The organism is Sorangium sp. So ce281 (assembly GCF_051527395.1).
In the GTDB taxonomy this organism is placed as follows: domain Bacteria; phylum Myxococcota_A; class Polyangia; order Polyangiales; family Polyangiaceae; genus Sorangium; species Sorangium cellulosum_B.
This window is the reverse complement of record NZ_CP150322.1, coordinates 12242408-12260915: the sequence shown is the minus strand read 5'-3', so window position 1 is coordinate 12260915 and position 18508 is coordinate 12242408. Positions and strand designations below refer to the sequence as shown.

Sequence of the window (18508 nt, the reverse complement as noted above, 5' to 3'; positions counted from 1 at the left end):
TCGACTGTAGATTGAAGGCGCGTGGATGTGTAGCATCCGCGGCGGTGGCCCACGGGGACGATCCGCAACACGAAGCGTCGCGCCGGCCTGGTTTGCCGAGCCTGTCCGGATCGCCGGACGAAGGTGGCTGGGAAGCCAACGCCGACAACGCTCAAATGACGCGCGCGAGCGCGCAACCTCAGCCCGGCGCGAAGACGCTGCTCGTCGGCACGAGCACGTCGAGGCTCGGCGCGCCGTCGAGCGCGAGCGCGCCGGCAGACGGCGAACCGCTGCCGGCGGCCGCGAGCGTGCCGGCAGACGGCGAGCCGCTGCCGGCGGCCGCGAGCGCGCCGACAGGCGGCGAACCGCTGCCGGCGGCCGCGAGCGCACCGGCAGGCGGCGAGCCGCCGCCGGCGGCCGCGAGCCCGCTGCCACCGCCGAACCCGCCGCCGCTGCCGAGCCCGCCGCTGACCTCGATCCCGCCGCCGCTGCCGAGCCCGCCGCTGGCCTCGAGCCCGCCGCCGCTGCCGAGCGCGCCGCCGCCAGGGCCGAACAAGACGCCGGCCCCGAGCGTACCGCCGCCAGTGCCGAGCAGACCGCCGCCGCTGATCCGCCGCAAAGACGGTAGCGTCGCGAGCGGGCCGCCGCCGGCGCCGCCGTCGCTGGCGCCGCCGTCGAGGCCACCGCCGCCGATGCCTCCAGGAGCGTCCAACAAGAGGACGGCGCCCCCTGGATCCAGCCCGGCCCGCCCTCCGGCGCGCGGCCCAGGCCAGCGCCCGCCGAGCCCGAACCGCGCCGCAACGCAGCCCGCTCCAGGCTCCGCCGCGAGCGCGGGCAAGCCGGCGCCTGGCTCCCAGCCGGGCGGCGCGGCCCAGGCGATCGCCGCCTTCGACGCAAGCACGACGCCGATGCCCATCTCGGTCGAGCCGACCGCGACGCCGCTGCCCATCTCGGTCGAGCCGACCGCGACGCCGCTGCCCATCTCGGTCGAGCCGAGCTCGTCTCCGACGCCCATCTCGGTCGAGTCGCTCGAACCGGCGCCCGCACAGAGCCCCGCGCCGGCGCCCGTACAGAGCGCCGCGGCGGCGCCCGCACAGAGCGCTGCGCCGGCGCCTGTACAGAGCGCCGCGCCAAGCGCGACGCGCACGCCGTTGCCAGGAGGCGCGCCCGCGCCAAGCGCGACGCGCACGCCGTTGCCGGGCGGCGCGCACGCACCGAGCGCCACGCGCACGCCGTTGCCGGGCGGCGCGCCCACGCCGGGCGCCCCACGCGCGCCGCTGGCGGGCGGCGCGCCTACCCCGAGCGCCACGCGCACGCCGGTACCGGGCGTCACGCCGAACGCCGCGCATGCGCCGGGCGCCACGCCCGCGCAGAGCGCCGCGGCGCCCGCGCAGAGCGCCGCGCATGCGGCGACCGTCCTGCACGCGCCGAACGCCGCGCATGCGGCGACCGTCCTGCACGCGCCGAGCGCCGCGCATGCGCCCGCGCCGAGCGCCGCGCACGCGCCCGCCCAGCCACCTCCGGCGCCCCGCTCGCAGCCGAACGCGCCCGAGGCGCCCGCGCAGAGCCCGCAGCTCGCCGCTCCGGACCTCGCCACCGAGCTCCAGCAGCGCGCCGAGCGGCTCAAGGGCAGCGATCCGGTCGGCGCGGCGCGCGCCCTCGTCGAGCTCGGCATCCATGAAGAGCGGGTGCTCAAGAACCCCGCCGCCGCGCGCCGCTCGTACGAGCGCGCTCGACAGCTGTCCCGCGCGCTCGAGCCGGCGCTCTCGCGGGTCCACCGCGTGCTCGACGCGCGCACCGAGCTCGCCCTCGCGCTCGAGGTCGTCGAGGACAAGCTCCGCGTCGCCGAGACCGACGCGCTCCGGGCCGACCTCCTCGCCGAGCGGGCCCGCCTGCTCCAGGCGCTCGGGCGGACGCCCGAGAGCTGCGAGGCCTTCACCGAGGCGCTGCGGCTCGTCCCGCTCCACGCCGCGTCGCTGCGCGGGCTCGAGATCGCCCTCCGGCGCGAGAGCGCCCGCGGGGCCGAGCAGGCGGCCAAGGACCTCGCCGCGCACCTCGACCGGCTCTCCGCCGCCTATGCCCCAGGGCGCGGGCGGCCGGACGGCGACGGCCAGCTCACCGCCTGGGTCCACGTCGAGCGCGCCGCCGTGCTCGATCGGAAGCTCTACAAGCCGGAGCTCGCCCTCGCGTCCCTCGAGGGCGCGATCGCGTTCGATCCAGGGCCTGGGCCCGTGCGGGAGGCGCTCCGCCGCCACCTCGTGCACCACGACGGCATCGTCGGCCTCGTCAGCGCGCTCTCCCTGGAGGCCGATCACGAGAGCGACGACGACCGCGCGGCGCGGCTGCTCTACACGGCGGCGCGGCTGCTCATCGACAAGATCCGCTCCCCGGCGGACGCGGTGCCCCTCCTCCGGCGCGCGTCGACGCGGGCCCCGGCCGGCTCGCCGACCGCGCGGCGCGTGGTCGGCGAGCTGATCCGCCTGCTCGAGGCGAACGGCATGCTCGAGCTCGCCGCCAACGTGCGCCAGAAGGAGCTCGCGCTCCTCACCGACAAAGAGGCGATCATCCACGAGCACGTCCGCCTCGCGGAGATCTACGACACCCTCGGGGACGCGGAGCAGGCCGCGCTCCACGCGACGCGCGCGCTCGACCTCGATCCCGAGGACAGCTCGACGCGGGAGCGGCTCGACCGCGCCCTCCAGCGCCTCGGCCACCACGCCGAGCGCGTGGAGGTGTGGACCGCCGTCGCCAACGCCGACCGGCCCGCGCCCGTCCGGGTCGCGGCGCTGCTCCGCGCCGCGGACATCTCCGAGCGCCACCTGAAGCGGCGCGACGAGGCGCTCGCCATCCTGCGCGCCGCGTGGGCGATCGAGCCGGGCAACAGCTCGGTCTTCGACGCGCTCTCCGCCCTGCTCACGCCGGACGCCCTGGCCGTCGAGGAAGATCCGCGCGGCGTGCAGGCGCGGCTCGACCTGTACACGCAGGCCGCGAGCGCGACGGAGGACCCCACGCGCAAGATCGGGCTGCTCGAGAAGCTCGTCTCCATCTGGGAGGACGAGCTCGCCCAGCCCGCCCGCGCCGTGGAGGAGATCGAGAAGATCCTCGCGATCGACCCGGAGCGGCGCGCCGCGATCCTCGCGCTCCAGCGCAACGCCGCGCGCGCGGGCGACGCGCAGCGGCTCGCGCGCGCGCTCTGCGCCGAGGCCGAGCTCACGAGCAGCCCGCGCGAGCAGCGCAGGCTCCTCCTGCGCGCCGCCGACGTCACCGAGCTCAGGCTCGGCGATCGCGACCGGGCCTCGTCGCTGGTCGATCGCGCGCTCGCGATCGATCCGGCCGACCCCGACGCGCTGCGCGCGCGTATCCGCCTCGACGAGCGCGCCGGCCGGTACGAGGAGGCGCGGCGCGCGCTGCTCAAGCTCATCCAGCGCGACCCCGCGGGAGACGCCGCGTTCAGCCTCTGGCTCGACGTCGCGGGGCTCGACGAGCGGCGGCTCAAGCGGCCGCACAGCGCCGTGGAGTCGTACCGCGAGGCGGCGCGGAAGCGGCCCGCTCACCCGCTGCCCCGGATCGAGATCGCGCGGCTCCTCCGCGAGACCGGCAACTACGAGAAGCTCGTCGAGGTGCTCAGCTCGCTCGCCGACGAGGCGCAGCGGCCCGACGACCACGCGCGGCTGCTCTTCCAGGCGGCCGAGGTGCAGGAGCTCGCCCTCGGGCGCGATCAGGACGCCCTCCGCCTCCTCGCCCGCGCCGACGCGGCGCTCGCCCCGGGCCAGCACGATCCGGCGATCCTCGACGCGATGGAGCGCATCTACGTCCGCGCCGGCGGCGCAGGCGTCGGCGTCGGCCTCGGCGCGCCCGTCGCGCAGCGGCCCGCGACCGGCGCCCGCGCGCCCAGCCTGCCGGGGATGTCCGCCTCGATGATCGCGAGCGAGCTCGCGGGGCTGTACGCGCGCTGGCTCGAGCGCAAGCCGCCGGCGCTCGTGGATCACGCGCTCCGGATCTCCCTCGCGCTGGTCCTCGCGGACAGCAGCCCGCGCCAGGCCGTCGAGATCCTGGAGGGGCTCGTCGGGGTGGTGCCGAACCACGTCCCGGCGCTCCGCATGCTGGAGCAGCTCTACCGGCACCTCGAGGCGCCGACGTCGCTCGCGACCGTCCTGCGCGCGGAGGCCGACGTGTTCACCTCCGCCACCGCGCGCGGCGGCGCCCTCTGGGAGATCGCGTCGCTCGAGGAGCAGCTCGGGCCGAGCGCCGCGCTCGAGGCGCTCGCGCGCATCGTGAAGGAGGCGCCCGACGACGCGGCCGCCCACATGGCGATCCTCCGCATCGCCGCCAAGGCGAGCCCCGCGGATCCGATCGCGCCGCGGGCGCAGGCCCTCTTCGCCAGCGCCATCCGCGACAGCCGGGAGCTGACGCCCGATCCCATCGCGCGCGCCCTCTACAGCGTCGAGGAGGCGCTCCTCGCGGAGGCGCAGGCCGACGCGGACCCCGCCGCCGCCCGCGCGGCGCTCGCCGGCTTCCGCAACGCCCTCGGGCTGTGGCCGGAGAGCGTCATCGCGGCGCGCGGGCTCGATCGGCTCGCGCAGCGCCTCGGCGACCGCGCGAGCGTGATCGCGGCCCAGCTGGCGCTCGCCGACCTCGTCCTCGGAGCGCCCGCGCGCGCGATGCACCTCGTGCGCGCGGCGGAGCTCACCGCCGAGGACGCGTCCCCCGAGGGCCGCGCGCGCGCGCTCGAGCTGTACGAGAGCGCGCTCCGCGCGGATCCGAGCTGCGTGGCCGCGGCGCGCGCGCTCGCCAGGGAGCTCGCGGGCGACCCCCAGCGGCTCACCGACCGGCTCGGCGAGGCGCTCGGCAAGGCCGCGAGCCGCGAGGCGATCTCGCTGCTCGGCACGGAGATCGCCCGGTCGGTGCTGCAGCACCACGGGCGCCCGGGCGCGATCGACGCCGGCGTGGGCATCGCGGCCGTCCGGCGGGTCATCGAGGCGATCCCGAACGACGCGGCGGCGCTGCTCCTGCTCGCGCGGCTGCTCACCGCGCAGCGCGTCTGGCTCGAGGCGCGCGACGCCCTGAAGCGCGCCGTGGCCGCGGCGACGGACGCCGAGACCAAGATCGCGGCGCAGTTCCTGATCGCCGACCTGTACGAGGGGCCGCTCGCGAACCCGGCGCTCGCCCAGGACGCGCTCCAGGCGGTCCTGTCGCTCGACGCGCAGAACCGGCCCGCGCTCGAGCGGCTGCACAAGCTCGGCGTCACGCGCGGCGACCACGCGCTCGCGCTGCGCGCGCTGGGGCGCCTCGTCGAGCTGTCGCCCGACCCGGGCTCCCGCGTCGAGGCCGCCCTGCGCCTCGCGGACGCCTACCGCGACGCCGGCGACACGGCCGGCATGGTCCGCACGCTGTGCGACGCGATCGTGAGCGCGCCCGGCGGCGACACGCGCGGGTGGGTGGCGCTCGCCCGCCTGTACCGCGTCGACACGAGCGAGGGCGCCGCGGCCTACGCCAGGGCGCTCGCGCAGCTGCTCGAGGTCGCCGAGTCGCGCCGCATCCCGGCCGATCCGCGCTGGCTGACCACGCTCGGCCTGCTCGAGTCGACCCTGCTCGTGCGGCCTCGCGACGGGCTCGCGCGCCTCCAGCAGGCCGTCGCGCTCCCGGGCGCGCCGCCCGAGTCGCGCACCGCGCTCGGCCGCGGGCTCGAGGCCGCGGGGCGCAACGCGGAGGCGGTCCAGGTGCTGCGGGACGTCCTGACGCCCGATCCGGAGGTCTTCACGCGGCTCCCGGACCTCGGCCCGGCGCTCGCCGCGCTCGAGGCCGCGCTCGCCAAGGACGGGCGCGCGGAGGAGCGGATCACCGTGGAGGAGGTCCGCGCCTGCCTCGGCGAGGTGTCGCTGGACCGCATGGCCCGGCTCAGGGGCCGGCGCGTCCCCTCGGAGGCGCCGTACGTCGGGGCCTTCGCGGGCCCCGAGATGGGCCGGCTGCTCCTCCCGGAGGCCCGGAGCCCGTGGATCGACGTGGCGCTCGCGATCGCGCCGATCGCCGCGAAGGCGATCCGCTTCGAGCTGAGCAACTTCGGCATCAGCTCGCGCGAGCGGATCAGCCCGCGCGACAACCACCCGACGCGGCATCTCGCCGAGCGGGTGGGCCGCGCGCTCGGCGTCGAGGCGTTCGAGCTCTACCTCGTCCCCTCGTGGCAAGGAGCCGCCCGCGTCTTCCCGGGTGATCCCCCTGCCCTCGTCGCGCCGACGTCGTTCATGGAGCTCCCGGAGCTCGAGCAGACGTTCGCGCTCGCCCGCCTCTTCGCCCGCATCGCGGTCGGCTTCACGTTCCTCGACGAGATCCCGGCCGAGGCCACCGACGGCCTGCTGCTGGCGTCGATCCGCACGATCGATCCCGGCTTCGGGTCGGGCGCCATCTCGCCCCCGCGCGAGCACGCCGCGCAGCAGATGCTCCCCGGCGTGCAGCGGGCGATCGGGCGCCGCCAGCGCAAGATGCTCGAGGAGCTCGCGTCGAACGTCGCGGTGTCGTACGACGCGCGCGCCTTCGTCCTCGGCCTGCGCCGGAGCGAGCACCGCACCGGCTACCTGCTCTGCGGCGACGCGCTGGCCGCGATCGACTACCTCCGCCGGTACGATCGCGACATGGCCCGCTCGACCGAGGAGCCGCGCCTGCTCCTTCAACACCCGGTGTCGAACGAGCTGCTGCGCTACGCGCTCTCGGCCGAGGCCTTCGCCGAGCGCCGGCGCGCTGGCTCCATCTGGCCCGCCGTCTGAGCGGCACGCGCCCGCTGCGGATACGGGCCCATCTCGACGTTTTCGGTGCTCGGCGTATGGGAATACGCCTGCGCGCCGAAAACGCCGATCTGGGCCCGTCTCCTGTGCGGGCGCGCGCCGCTCGGCGAGGCGCGTTCCGGGGCGGATGAGCTCGGCGAGGCGCGTTCCGGGGCGGATGAGCTCGGCGAGGCGCGTTTCGGGGCGGATGAGCTCGGTGACGTGGGGGCTTCACAAGGGATGAGCTCGGCGGGGGGCGCGCCACGATGCACGATAAACGAGCGGTGGTGACGCGGCTTGGCATGGTGTGTTTCATGACCGGTGAAGTTCGATGTCGAGAAGATATCGGTGCTTCTGCGGTAACAGGGACGTACAGGGGGCCGGTGATGTTATGTGGCTCCCGGGGGTCGCGGTGGGCAGCCGAACATCCGTGTTGAAAAGATCACCGCGCTTTTGCGGCGACAGGGACGTACACACGAGCACCTATGTCGCATGACGCGCCGGGGTGAGCGGTACTGCGTCGAACACGTAATTGTCCGACCGGAGCGGTGTTTGGGCGTCTGAGGCGCGCGGAGAAGGTCGGGAGGACGGCGCGTGGTATCCTGATCTCGCGTGAGCAATCCGCTGATGCCGGGCGCCCTGGTGGCAAGTCGCTATCGGGTCGATCGCCAGCTGGCCGAGGGAGGCATGGGGGTCATCTGGGCCGCCACCCACCTCGCGAACGGCGAACGTGTGGCGCTGAAGCTGCTGCGCCCCGGCGCGGCGGAGGACGCGTCGACCCGGCGGCGCCTCGTCCGGGAAGCGCGCGCGGCGGCGGCGGTCGATCACCCGAACGTGCCATCCATCCACGACGTGCTCGAGCTCGACAACGGGACGCCGTTCCTCGTCATGGATCTGCTCGAGGGGGAGTCGCTCCGCGACAAGCTGCTGCGCGAGGCGCAGATCCCGCTCCCCGAGCTGTCGCGCATCCTGCTGCCGGTCATCTCGGCCGTCGGCACCGCGCACGCGCTGGGGATCGTCCACCGCGACCTCAAGCCCGACAACATCTTCCTGCTCACGCCCGACGCGGCCTCGCCACGAGGCGCGCCCGGCGCAGCCGCTCACGCCGCCGCGGAGCCCCCGAGCGGCGCGCCGGCGCCCGGCTCCGCGGACCCCGCGGATGCGCCGGGGGCCGCGCAGCACGACGCCCGCGTCAGGGTGCTCGACTTCGGCATCGCCAAGGTCACCGCGGCGCCCGGCGAGACCAGCTGGTCCTGGGGACGCACCGGGAGCGGCGAGATGCTCGGGACCCCGTACTACATGTCGCCCGAGCAGATCCTCGGCGAGCACGACGTGGATCACCGCGCCGACATCTGGTCGCTCGGCGTCATCCTCTACGAGTGCCTCACCTCGGTGCGGCCCACCGAGGCCGAGAACATGGGCAAGGTGATGAAGCGCATCCTGACCGGCTCCATCCAGCCGATCGGGGAGAGCGCGCCGACGCTGCCCGCCGACGTCGCGGCCATGATCGATCGCATGCTCAGCCCGGACCGCGCGCAGCGCCCGGCCGATCTCCGCGAGGTCGGCGCGCTCCTCGAGCGCTACGCAACCGTCGCCCTCCGCCCCTTCGGCCCCCCGGCGGCGCCCAGGGTTCCGGAGAGCGACTCGCTCGTGCCCAGCGCCCGCGCCAGCGACCCGCTCGTGCCCAGCGCCCGCGTCAGCGGCTCGCTCGCGCCCGACGGCCGCATCAGCGACGCGTTCCCGGCCAGCACCGCCGATCTGGACGGGGAGGCGTCGACCGCGACGCTGCGCGCAGGCAGCCTCCTGCCGGCGCCCCCCTCGAGCAACCGGCTGCGCGCGCGCGGCGCCGGAGCGGCCTCCCTGGAGGCGCCGCCCGACGCCGCGGCGCTCTCCTCGCCGGAGACGGCCGGCGCCGTCGCCGCGCTCGCCGGAGCGGTCGCCTCGTCGGCGCGGGCGCGCCACGCGAAGGGCGCAGGGATCAAGCTCGTCGCCGCCGGCGTGCTCATCGCCGCCGGAGCAGGCCTCTCCCTGCTTCGCTGCTCCGCCTCGTCAGCGCAAGAGTCGCCCCGCCCCCCCCGTCATCGCGCCAGCGACGCGCGCTCCATCGAACAAGGAGTGATCTGGTCGACTCCGGATCTGCCGGAGAGCCATTGAGGGAGCTGCCTGAACGGGCCAGTGTCGAGCTCGCCAAGATCCGGTTGTGACGCGATACGCCAGCGTCCTGCCGGGTCGGATTCCTGTTGCGCCGGGATCTTGAACGCGGCGACGCTCCCTCACCTCAGGAGAGCGTCATGCCCAGCGATGTCATCGTCCGGATCCGTTCGCCCCGAGGGTTCGTCGACCTGCCTGGCGCCGTGGATGCCGTCGGGCCAGCCGCGTCCTCCGCCTTCGAAGAGCGAAAGTCCGCGCCAGGCATTCACCTGCTCGCGGTCGCGGTGAGCGACAGCGATTATGCCATCTCGCTCTCGGCGCCTGTCCCCGGGGACAGCATTGCGGCGCTCCGGGAGGGCGAGGGCAGGTCGGTGCTCATCGTGTTTCCCGGCCACTCGCCCGTGCGCCGGCGGCTGCGCGCCCTCGCCGTCTCCAACGTCGAGGTCGTTCCGGATCCGGGCGTGGCGTCGCAGGCAGCGCCGATCGACCTGAACGCGGGGCGCGAGGGCGCCGCGCCGCTCTGGCTCCTGCCCGCCGGGGTGTTCAGCGCGAGCCCGACGCTCGGCCCCGACGGGCCCGCCGCCCGCGACGCCCTCGTCACCGCGGCCCGGTGGATCTCGTCGCGCCGGACGAGCACCCTCACGCAGCTCTTCCCGCCGAGCGCGTTCCACCCGGAGGAGCCGGCGCGCAAGGAGCGGCTCTCGGTGCGCCGGGGCGCGGCGCTGCTGGATCAGGCGCGCGCGGCGCTCGATGTCGCGGCCGTGGGCGGCGACGAGGCGAGGCGCGATCCGACCGCCGCGGCGACCCTCCGCTCGGCGGCGACGACCATCCTCTCGCACCTCATCGCGACGTCGCTGGACGACCGCGGCTTCGCGCCGGTCGCGGAGCGCGCCGCCGAGGAGATCCTCGCGCTCATCGAGAGGGAGGCGGGCGACGAGACGGCCCGGCCGGCGCTGCGCGCGCACGCGATCCACCTGCTCCAGCTGCGCGCCCCGGGGCTCACGGCGGCCCAGCAGGAGCGAGCGCGGGGGCTCGTCCGCGGGCTGCTCCGCGAGGCGCCGCCGTACGACGAGCTCACGGGACCGTGGAACCTCGCGATGTGCGGCGCCTCGGAGTTCCACGAGGGCGAGTGCAACATCCTCGTGTCGACCCACGGCTTCAAGGAGATCGCCCTCCCGCCCGAGGCGCCCCCGCCGCCGAACGGCTGGAGCCCTTACCGCGCCTTCGAGGCCCCCTTCAAGACGCCCGCCGGCGAGCCCATCCGCGTCTTCGCCCGCGCCGCGACCCCGCGCGACGAGAACCTCGAGATGGGGATGGCGTTCTTCATCGGGCTGCTCATCAACCGGCACGCCCAGCTCGGCGCCTTCGACCTCCGCGCGGCCGCGGTGCAGGTGAAGCAGGAAGGATACAAGCTGATGATGAACTCGCAGTGCGCGGGGCTCACCACGCGCTTTGCCGTCTCCCAGATGTTCCCGGACGCGGACATCTACTCTTCGTGGGGCTCGACGTACTTCAGGACCGGATCGGACGGGGTGGTCACCTCGTCCGAGGGGGTCGACTGCTTCGTCGCCGCGCTGCGCGGGATGAGCAAGCGCGCGTCGCACGCCGAGCTCGACGCGCGCCTCCGGAAGGCGCAGTGGCCCCACCCGCAGGCGCAGATCGCCGGGTTCTCGCAGTTCGTCGGGCCCTCGCACCCGCTCGTCGTCGCCCGCTACTCCGACGTGAACCGGGACGGGCGCGCGGATTACTACGACGGCTTCCTCGACTTCCAGCTCGCGGACATCGCCGAGGACATCGAGGCCTCGATGACGCCGCGCGACCCGGGGGTGAGCGCGTCGCAGATCGGCGGCGACGGCGCGGCGGGCCTCAACTGGGCGGCGGGCAGCCTCAATCGCGTCGCGCAGTACTCGGACATCTGGGCGGGGCTCGCGGGCCAGAGCGAGCTTTATTATGCCTTCCAGCCGGGGGGCTTCTTCAGCCACCGCGAGCCGCCCCACGACGTGCCCACGGGCGGCGCCGTGCAGCAGGATCTCGGGCGGCTCCCGGCCGTCACCCGCTTTCAGCGGAGCAAGGAGGCGCTCGGCGGCCTCTCGGTCGAGGTCATGTTCCACAGCCACCTGAGCCACGCGGCCAAGGAGCTGAAGCGCCTGCTCTGCGCGGCCGACGCCATGCGCCGCGCCTTCGATCTCGGCCACCTCTCGGGCGAAGGGGCGCTGTCGACGCCGAGGGGACAGCGCTGCGCGATGCTGCTCACCATGGCTGGACTGCTGGAGTTCCCGGCGGACCAGAACTTCATCGACGGGCTGTGGTCGATGGCGCTCAAGGCGCTGCGGCTCCCGGAGGTCTCGCGCAGCGCGGTGCGCGCCTGCATCACCGAGGAGGACCACGAGCTCTCGAACTACTACGGATCGCGGCGCGGGCTGGCGCAGCTGCTCTCGGCGCTCGAGAGGAGCGATCCGGGTGCTTTTCAGCAGCTCGGGAGCGAGGATCCGCTCGTGGGGAGGCTTTCGGAGATCGAGCTTTCGGCCGAGGGGAAGCCGGAGAGCTGAGCTTGAGAGCGCAGGTCGGGGGCTGAGGCGATCGTCGCACGCGTCGTGCTGGCGCAGCTCGTGACGGCCGGACGGAGACAGGGCGAGAGCGCAGCGCTACCGAGCGCGGGCGAGCAGCGCCTCGAGCTCCCGGATCCGCCGCTCGGCAGCCTCGCGGGCCGCGCGCTCGGCCTCGGCGTCCCGCTGCGCGGCTTCGGCCTTGCGCTGCGCGGCTTCGGCCTTGCGCCGCGCGGCTTCGGCCGTGCGCTGCGCGGCTTCGGCCGTGCGCTGGGCGCGCGCGGCCTCCCGGCGGGCAGCTTCCTTGGCGGAGCGCTCTGCCTCTTCCGGGGTCAACCAGCGCTCCGCGCCGGCCTCGTCGGTGCTGAGGTCGAACGACGCGCCGGCCGGCGTCCGCGCGGCGTGAAGCCAGCCCCGGAGGAGTTCCGACCATGCGGGCCCCTCGCCGGCATGCACCTGCGCGAACATGGCGTCGTCCACGCGGCGCCAGATCTGGATTCGGAACGGGCCGCCGTGGGCGCGCGGGCCCTCATGGAACGGATCGAGAATCCACAGCTCCTCGACGCCGCAGGCCGCATATTTCTGCGGCGCGATGACGTAGTCCTTCGTCGGGTGCTGCGCGCTGACGATCTCCACGGCGAGCCGCGGCGCGACATGGCCCTTCTTCCAGAGCCTCAGGCTGCGCACCGCGTCCCCCTCCGGGGGCGGCGGCTCGACGACGTAGACGTCCGGGTCGACCCCGAGCTGCGGGTGCTGGCGGTCCCAGCGGACGGCGAGGTTGCGGCCTATCTTCACGGTGCGCTCGGCACGGGCTGCCCAGCCGAGCAACAAGCCGCGGATGCGCTCGCTCAACAGATCGTGGGGGCTCGACTCGGGCACCGTCTCCTCCGTCAGCACCCAGCGCTCGAGGTCCGGGACGACCTCGGAGCGGCGGATCACGCGGAGGGACGGCGGCATCGGCCCAGAAGGTAGCACGGGGCCGGGGGCGTGCTGCGCGGCGGGCAAGGTCGGCGGAATCCTGGGTGCGGTCATGGCAACACCTCCCCCCGGCGCGGGAGGGACCGCGCTGCGGGGTGTCTCTGTTAAGGAGTTCCGGGCATGCGGGGCGGGTGATTTCGGAAAATGCGTCGCCGCGTCGTGAGCGCCCGACCGACGCCATCCGGTCAACCGGCGAGCTGCAGGCAGGCTGGCCGCAAACGGCTGGACGACCTGTTGCCCGACACGTGGGCGCGGGCGTCGCTCGCGGCTCCGGCCGCCGGCGGCGCTGGCGCGTCCTGAACGACGCAAAGCTCGCCGCCGGCACCGAGGGGGCAGGGAGAGCACCTCGCCGACCCTCCCGCGATGGCGTCGGCCTCGGTCCTGGTGATCCTGAGAGGGTGCCGGTCGAGGTAGAGCTCGGCGGTGACGGTCTTCTTCCCGAGGTAGGGGGTGAGCTTGCCGATGAGGACATCGGGCAGGCCCAGCGTGCGCAGATCGCCCAGGCCGCGGGCGCCGAGGTCGAAGCCGGTGGCGATGGTGACGCCGCTCTGGCTGCTGCTCATCACAGGAACATAGCCGTCAAGGCGCTGCCCTCATTCAAGCTTGGCGATGAAGCGGAAATCGATCTCGTGCATGCCGAAGCTCCTATACAGCGACGAGCAGGCAGTCGTACGAGCCAGGGATGACATACTGGATACCGCCGCCGCGCGCGGTGTAGTGGCGATACACGCCGACGGGGAGGAGCTCGCTCCAGGTATCGACGACGGGGGCGGCATAGGACTCGAGGACCTCGACGAGCGCGCGCACCCGGAAGCGCTGGAATCGGCGATCGTGGGGGTTGACGCCGAGCGAGTGCAGGTTGGCCCCGACCTTGGTGTAGAAGAGCTTGAAGGGGCTCTCGGTGCTTCGACGGAAGGCCGCGATCTCGGAGTTGGGCTGGAGCAGGACGCGTTTCACGGGCTTGTGGAGATCCATGCCGCGGAGGAACGCGAGCATCGTGCGGCGGTCGAGCCCGGGCATGCGCTGGTGGAAGAAATCGAGCGCCTCGACGAGGCCCCGGCGGGTGAGCGGGGCGTCGGTGATGCGTAGGTCCCTGAACCACTGCTCGTATGCCTTACCTTGGAAATGGGCGCTCATGAACATCCTCCCGAGCCGATGAAGGCTTCCGTGTGGCCAGGCGCTGGGATTCGACACTCCCAAGGCGAGTCAGGCATCACATGCCCAGGAAGGACACCGTTCCTCACGGCATGCTGGCGATGGCGACGGAGCTGAAGCCCGTGCCGGCACCGACCCCGACGGCGGAGGTCCAGCTGCTGCAGGCGCCGGAGGTCATCGCGGTGCACCGCGTGTGGCGAATGCCACCGGATGTGCCGGTGCCGCCGCCGGTCGAGTCGAGCACGTAGGCGAGCTCCACGGAGGCCGCCGCCGAGGTGCCGGCGCCGACGCCGCGGGCCAGCGCCGGAGAGCCCACGACGCGGATGCCGCTAACAGGCTCCGTCGGCCCCGACCAGCTGCCGCTGCCGCTCGGGTCGAAGAAGCTCGTGAACAACCTTCCCGCTGTCCCGCTGGAGCTCGACCGATAGGCCGCCACGGCACGCCCCCCATCGAGAGCGGCGAGCGCGACCTGATGACCCGTCGTGTGCGAGCCAATCCGTGTCGGCGTGCTCCACGTCATCCCCGTGCGTCTCGTCCAGTGGATCTCCCCGCTCGACTTCACGAAGACCACCAGCAGATCAGCCCCGCCCTCACCGTGCAAGGTTGTGATCGAGGCCGGCACATCTGGTGAGATGCTTGTGCTGGGTAAGATTTCAGCGGTCCATACATTGACCAAATCCCTCTCCCTGACACGTAGCTGGCGCGTCTCATCGGTCGCGCTACCAGTCGTATAGACCACCGCCGGATGGCCCGATGGTAGCACCGCGATGTCAGGCGCCAACACGGACGCGGTTCCAGACATTTCCTCCCCCTCAGCAGAATTCCAGGCACCGCCGGAGAAATAGTTGTACCGGTACTTAAGGCCCATATCTCCGCTCACCAGGAACGCTGCATTGATAGAGTGCGGTTCGGAGCTGAGCGCCGGCCAGGCCAGGATGTTGAGGTCCCCGCCAACCCCCGCTGCGAAGTCGGTCCAGCTCCCGTCCGCGTAATCCCATCGCGTGTACCGCAGCTTGTTGAGGCTCGGACCCGAGCTGCCACGAACCAGCCCGATCCCTCCCTCCAGGTTCAGCGCCACAGCCACGCGGCTCGCCGTCTGCGCATCGGCGATCGTCGCAGTCTGCCAGCCTTCGCCGGGATGGAAGTGGGCGCCGAGGATCCCGTTCGCGCCGCCGAGCAGCACCACGGTGTGCGCCTGGCATGTGCCGGGGATCATCAGGTTTCCCGTGCAGAAGGCCCCAGCGACGCATTGCGAGTCGTCCGTGCAGCTCATCAGACACGCGTCACCCGCACAGGCGTAGAGGCCGCATGGCTCAGTGTCCGCCGGGCAGGCAGCTGACGTGCCGGTGCACCGCTCGTCCACGTCGCACTCGCCCGCCGCCGCGCGGCACACCGTTCCGTTCGCCCTCATCGCGTCGTTCGGGCACGCAGCGGCCGACCCGTTGCAGGTCTCCACCACATCGCAATCGCCCGCCGACGCGCGGCACACCGTCCCGCTCGGCACACGCGCGTCGTCCGGGCACGCAGCGGCCGTCCCGTTGCAGGTCTCCGCCACGTCGCAATCGCCCGCCGCCGCGCGGCACACCGTTCCGTTCGCCCTCATCGCGTCGTTCGGGCACGCAGCGGCCGTCCCGTTGCAGGTCTCCGCCACGTCGCAATCGCCCGCCGCCGCGCGGCACACCGTCCCGCTCGGCACACGCGCGTCGTTCGGGCACGCAGCAGCCGTCCCGTTGCAGATCTCCGCCACATCGCAATCGCCCGCCGCCGCGCGGCACACCGTCCCGCTCGGCACACGCGCGTCGTTCGGGCACGCAGCGGCCGTCCCGTTGCAGGTCTCCGCCACGTCGCAATCGCCCGCCGACGCGCGGCACACCGTCCCGCTCGGCACACGCGCGTCGATCGGGCACGCAGCGGCCGACCCATTGCAGGTCTCCGCCACGTCGCAATCGCCCGCCGACGCGCGGCACACCGTTCCGTTCGCCCTCATCGCGTCGTTCGGGCACGATACGGCCGACCCGTTGCAGGTCTCCGCCACATCGCACTCGCCCGCCGACGCGCGGCACACCGTCCCGCTCGGCACACGCGCGTCGATCGGGCACGCAGCGGCCGTCCCGTTGCAGGCCTCCGCCACGTCGCAATCGCCCGCCGCCGCGCGGCACACCGTGCCGCTCTGCACCCGCGCATCGCTCGGGCACGCAGCGGTCGCCCCATCACACGTCTCCGCCACATCGCAATCGCCCGCCACCACGCGGCACACCGTTCCGGTCGGCCTCACCACATCGACAGGGCACACGGCGGTCGCCCCATCACACGTCTCCGCCACATCGCAACCGCCCGACACCGCCCGACACGTCGTACCGGTCGGCCTCACCACATCGCTCGGGCACGCGGCCGTTGCCCCATCGCAGGTCTCCGCCACGTCGCAGTCGCCCGCGACCGCGCGGCACACCGTTCCGCCGACCCTCATCGCATCGGCCGGGCACACGGTGCTCGACCCGTCACAGATCTCCGCGACATCGCAGCCGCCCGCCGCCGCGCGGCACACCGTGCCGCTCGGCGCACGCGCATCGCCCGGGCACGCAGTCCCCGCCCCATCGCAGGTCTCCGCCACATCGCAGCCGCCCGCCGCGGCGCGGCACACGGTCCCGCTCGCCCTCACCGCGTCGCCCGGACACACGGCGCTCGATCCATCACAGGCCTCCGCGAGATCGCACGCCCCCGCCGACGCACGGCACACCGCGCCGGACGGCCTCACCGCATCGCCCGGGCACGCTGGGCTCGTCCCGTTGCACCGCTCCTCCACGTCACAGCCGCCCGGCCCCGCCTCACGGCACACCGTCCCGCTGGGCCTCCTCTGATCGCTCGGACAAACCGGGCTCGTACCGCTGCACGTCTCCGCGATGTCACACTCGCCCTCGGCCTCGCGGCACACGGTGCCGCTGGGCAACCGCGTGTCGCCCGGGCACGCCGCGTTCAGGCCGCTGCACATCTCCGGCACGTCACACCCGCCGGCGGACGCGCGACACACGGTCGTGCTCGATCGGAACACATCGTCCGGGCACACCGCCCCCGTACCGGTGCACGTTTCCGGCAAGTCGCAGTCGCCCGCCGCACCGCGGCACACCGTTCCGCTCGGCTTGAATGCCTCGGCGGGGCACGCCTTCGTCAGCCCGTTGCACGCCTCGGCGACATCGCAGTCCCCCGTGCTCGAACGGCACACGACGCCCGCGTCACGCACGCCGTCCGCAGGGCACACCGTGCTGGCGCCGTCACACAGCTCGGCGACGTCGCAAACATCCGTGGCCCCGCGGCACATCGCCCCGGCCGGGCTCGGAGAGCAGGTACCCAGGTGGCCGGCGACGTTGCACGCCTGGCAGTCGCCCGGACTGCCGTTACCGCACGCCGTCTGGCAGCACACGCCGTCCACGCAGTAGCCGTCCGCGCACTCGGATGCCGACGTGCACGGCTCCCCAGGGCGAAGCTGGTCGGTGCACGCGTCGCCTCTGCAGCTGAAAGGAGCGCAGCTCTGGTTGCCCCGGTCCACGCACGACCCGCTCCCATTGCACGTGTCCGCGAGCTCCAGCGTGATGCCGTCGGCGCTGCAGGTCGCCTCCCTGCACGCCGTCGTCGCCGGGTGCTGCTGGCAGGCGCCTGCACCGTTGCAGAAGCCCGTGTTGCCGCACGTCGCCGGTGCCTGGGAGTTGCACTCTTCATCCGGGTCCCGATCGGACGCGATCGGTCCGCAGACACCGTCCTGTCCGATGCCTCGCAGTGACGTCGTGCACGCATAGCAGAGAGCCGAGCACTCAGCGTCGCAGCACACACCGTCGACGCAGTGAGTGCTCTCGCACTTCACGTCCGCGTCGCAGGGCTCACCGAGCCCCTTCTTCGGCTGGCACCTCGTCCCCGCGCAGATGGAGGTCTTGCAGTCGGCGTCATCCCGGCACATCTCGCCGACCTCGCACTTCTCGAGGCACGAGCCGCCGCAGTCGATGTCGCTCTCGTTGCCGTCCAGCGCGTTGTCCGGGCAGCAAAAGGGGCCCTCGTCGACTTGCCCGTCGCAGTTGTCGTCCTCTCCGTTGCACACCTCGGCGTCGCTCGTCGCCTTGGGCAGGCATCGGATGCTGCCGTCCTCGGCGTCGCACTGGGTGGTACCTGCGCTGCACCGGGCAGAGAGCCCCGTCTCGCAAGGCAACCCGACGCCGGGCAGGTCGTCGGTCACGCCATCGCAGTCGTTGTCCAGGTTGTCGCAGCGCTCCAGGCTGGGGAGGACATCATCCTTGCAGTCGCCCCAGCGACCCTCGTTGCAGTGCTGCCGGCCATAGTTGCACGGATCATGGCCGAGCGTGCCTTCCGGCCCTCTGTAGCAGAACTGCTCATCACCGTCGTTGCAAGGGCACCCCTCGTCGACCTCGCCGTCACAGTCGTTGTCCAGCTGATCGCAGAGCTCGGGCGTCGGCATGATGGCCCCCACGCACTGCCCCCAGACGCCGTTCTGGCAGGCCTGGGTCCCCTCGCGGCAGAGACCTCTCCCCTGGCCCAGGGTGTCCTGCGACGCGGGGTAGCACAGCTTCTCCGCCCCGTTCTGGCAGGCGCAATCATCCTCATCGATGGCGCCGTCACAGTCGTTGTCGAAATTGTCGTTGCAGGTATCGCTGGGCTTCGGTTCGAGCGGTGGACAGGTGGCGGGTAGCCCGAGATCGTCGCACGCGTCGAGCAGCACCCAGCAGATCCCTCGGCCCTCATGGCACGAGACGGGAGGGAGCTCATCCGCGTTGGGATCGTTGCACGGATTGTGCTCGCTCTCCGTGTCGACGCCCAGGAGGTCGGCGCAGCTGGCGACCGTCGCGAGCACCCAGAACGCGAACAGCACGAGGCCCGCCGGCATGCTCGGCCCCCTGCCCGTGCGGCGCCGTGCCCCACCCGAGCTCGCTCCCCACC

7 protein-coding genes and 1 pseudogene are annotated in these 18508 nt (G+C 73.4%); 3 read left to right on the top strand and 5 right to left on the bottom strand.

Annotation, left to right across the window (positions count from 1 at the left end; genetic code table 11):
- Positions 1-178: 178 nt before the first annotated feature.
- Entirely contained in the window at positions 179-1234 is a 1056-nt protein-coding gene (locus WMF27_RS47015) for a hypothetical protein (RefSeq protein ID WP_437762341.1), read from the bottom strand.
- Between WMF27_RS47015 and WMF27_RS47010 the strand changes: the two genes are divergently transcribed.
- The 3 genes from WMF27_RS47010 (at position 1215) to WMF27_RS47000 (ending at position 11437) form a co-directional block, all read left to right on the top strand.
- Positions 1215-6740 (top strand): cellulose synthase, encoded by a 5526-nt coding sequence (locus WMF27_RS47010; protein WP_437762342.1) that lies wholly within the window; start codon positions 1215-1217, stop codon positions 6738-6740. The two genes, WMF27_RS47015 and WMF27_RS47010, sit on opposite strands and share 20 nt — an antisense overlap.
- 609 nt (positions 6741-7349) lie before the next feature.
- Positions 7350-8891, top strand: a complete 1542-nt coding sequence (locus WMF27_RS47005) for a serine/threonine-protein kinase (protein ID WP_437762343.1) — start codon at positions 7350-7352, stop codon at positions 8889-8891.
- Positions 8892-9028: 137 nt separating this feature from the next.
- Positions 9029-11437, top strand: coding sequence for a hypothetical protein (locus WMF27_RS47000; protein WP_437762344.1), 2409 nt, complete (start codon positions 9029-9031; stop codon positions 11435-11437).
- Positions 11438-11533: 96 nt separating this feature from the next.
- Here the strand turns inward: WMF27_RS47000 and WMF27_RS46995 are convergent, their stop codons facing one another.
- From WMF27_RS46995 to WMF27_RS46980, 4 genes and pseudogenes are all read right to left on the bottom strand, one after another.
- On the bottom strand, positions 11534-12466 hold the full coding sequence (locus WMF27_RS46995; RefSeq protein ID WP_437762345.1) for a Uma2 family endonuclease: 933 nt from the start codon (positions 12464-12466) through the stop codon (positions 11534-11536).
- A gap of 131 nt (positions 12467-12597) precedes the next feature.
- Positions 12598-12984: pseudogene (locus WMF27_RS46990) on the bottom strand (pesticin C-terminus-like muramidase); the annotation flags it as partial.
- 73 nt (positions 12985-13057) lie between these two features.
- Positions 13058-13549, bottom strand: a complete 492-nt coding sequence (locus tag WMF27_RS46985; RefSeq protein WP_437762346.1) for a hypothetical protein — start codon at positions 13547-13549, stop codon at positions 13058-13060.
- Positions 13550-13652: 103 nt separating this feature from the next.
- On the bottom strand, positions 13653-18455 hold the full coding sequence (locus WMF27_RS46980; RefSeq protein WP_437762347.1) for a hypothetical protein: 4803 nt from the start codon (positions 18453-18455) through the stop codon (positions 13653-13655).
- Between the last annotated feature and the right edge of the window lie 53 nt (positions 18456-18508).

Excerpts from the sequence above, each read along its gene's own strand:
- WMF27_RS46995 (WP_437762345.1), bottom strand. The coding sequence starts at position 12,466 with ATGACCGCACCCAGGATTCCGCCGACCTTGCCCGCCGCGCAGCACGCC.
- WMF27_RS46980 (WP_437762347.1), bottom strand. The coding sequence starts at position 18,455 with ATGCCGGCGGGCCTCGTGCTGTTCGCGTTCTGGGTGCTCGCGACGGTC.
- WMF27_RS46985 (WP_437762346.1), bottom strand. The coding sequence starts at position 13,549 with ATGAGCGCCCATTTCCAAGGTAAGGCATACGAGCAGTGGTTCAGGGAC.
- WMF27_RS47000 (WP_437762344.1), top strand. The coding sequence starts at position 9,029 with ATGCCCAGCGATGTCATCGTCCGGATCCGTTCGCCCCGAGGGTTCGTC.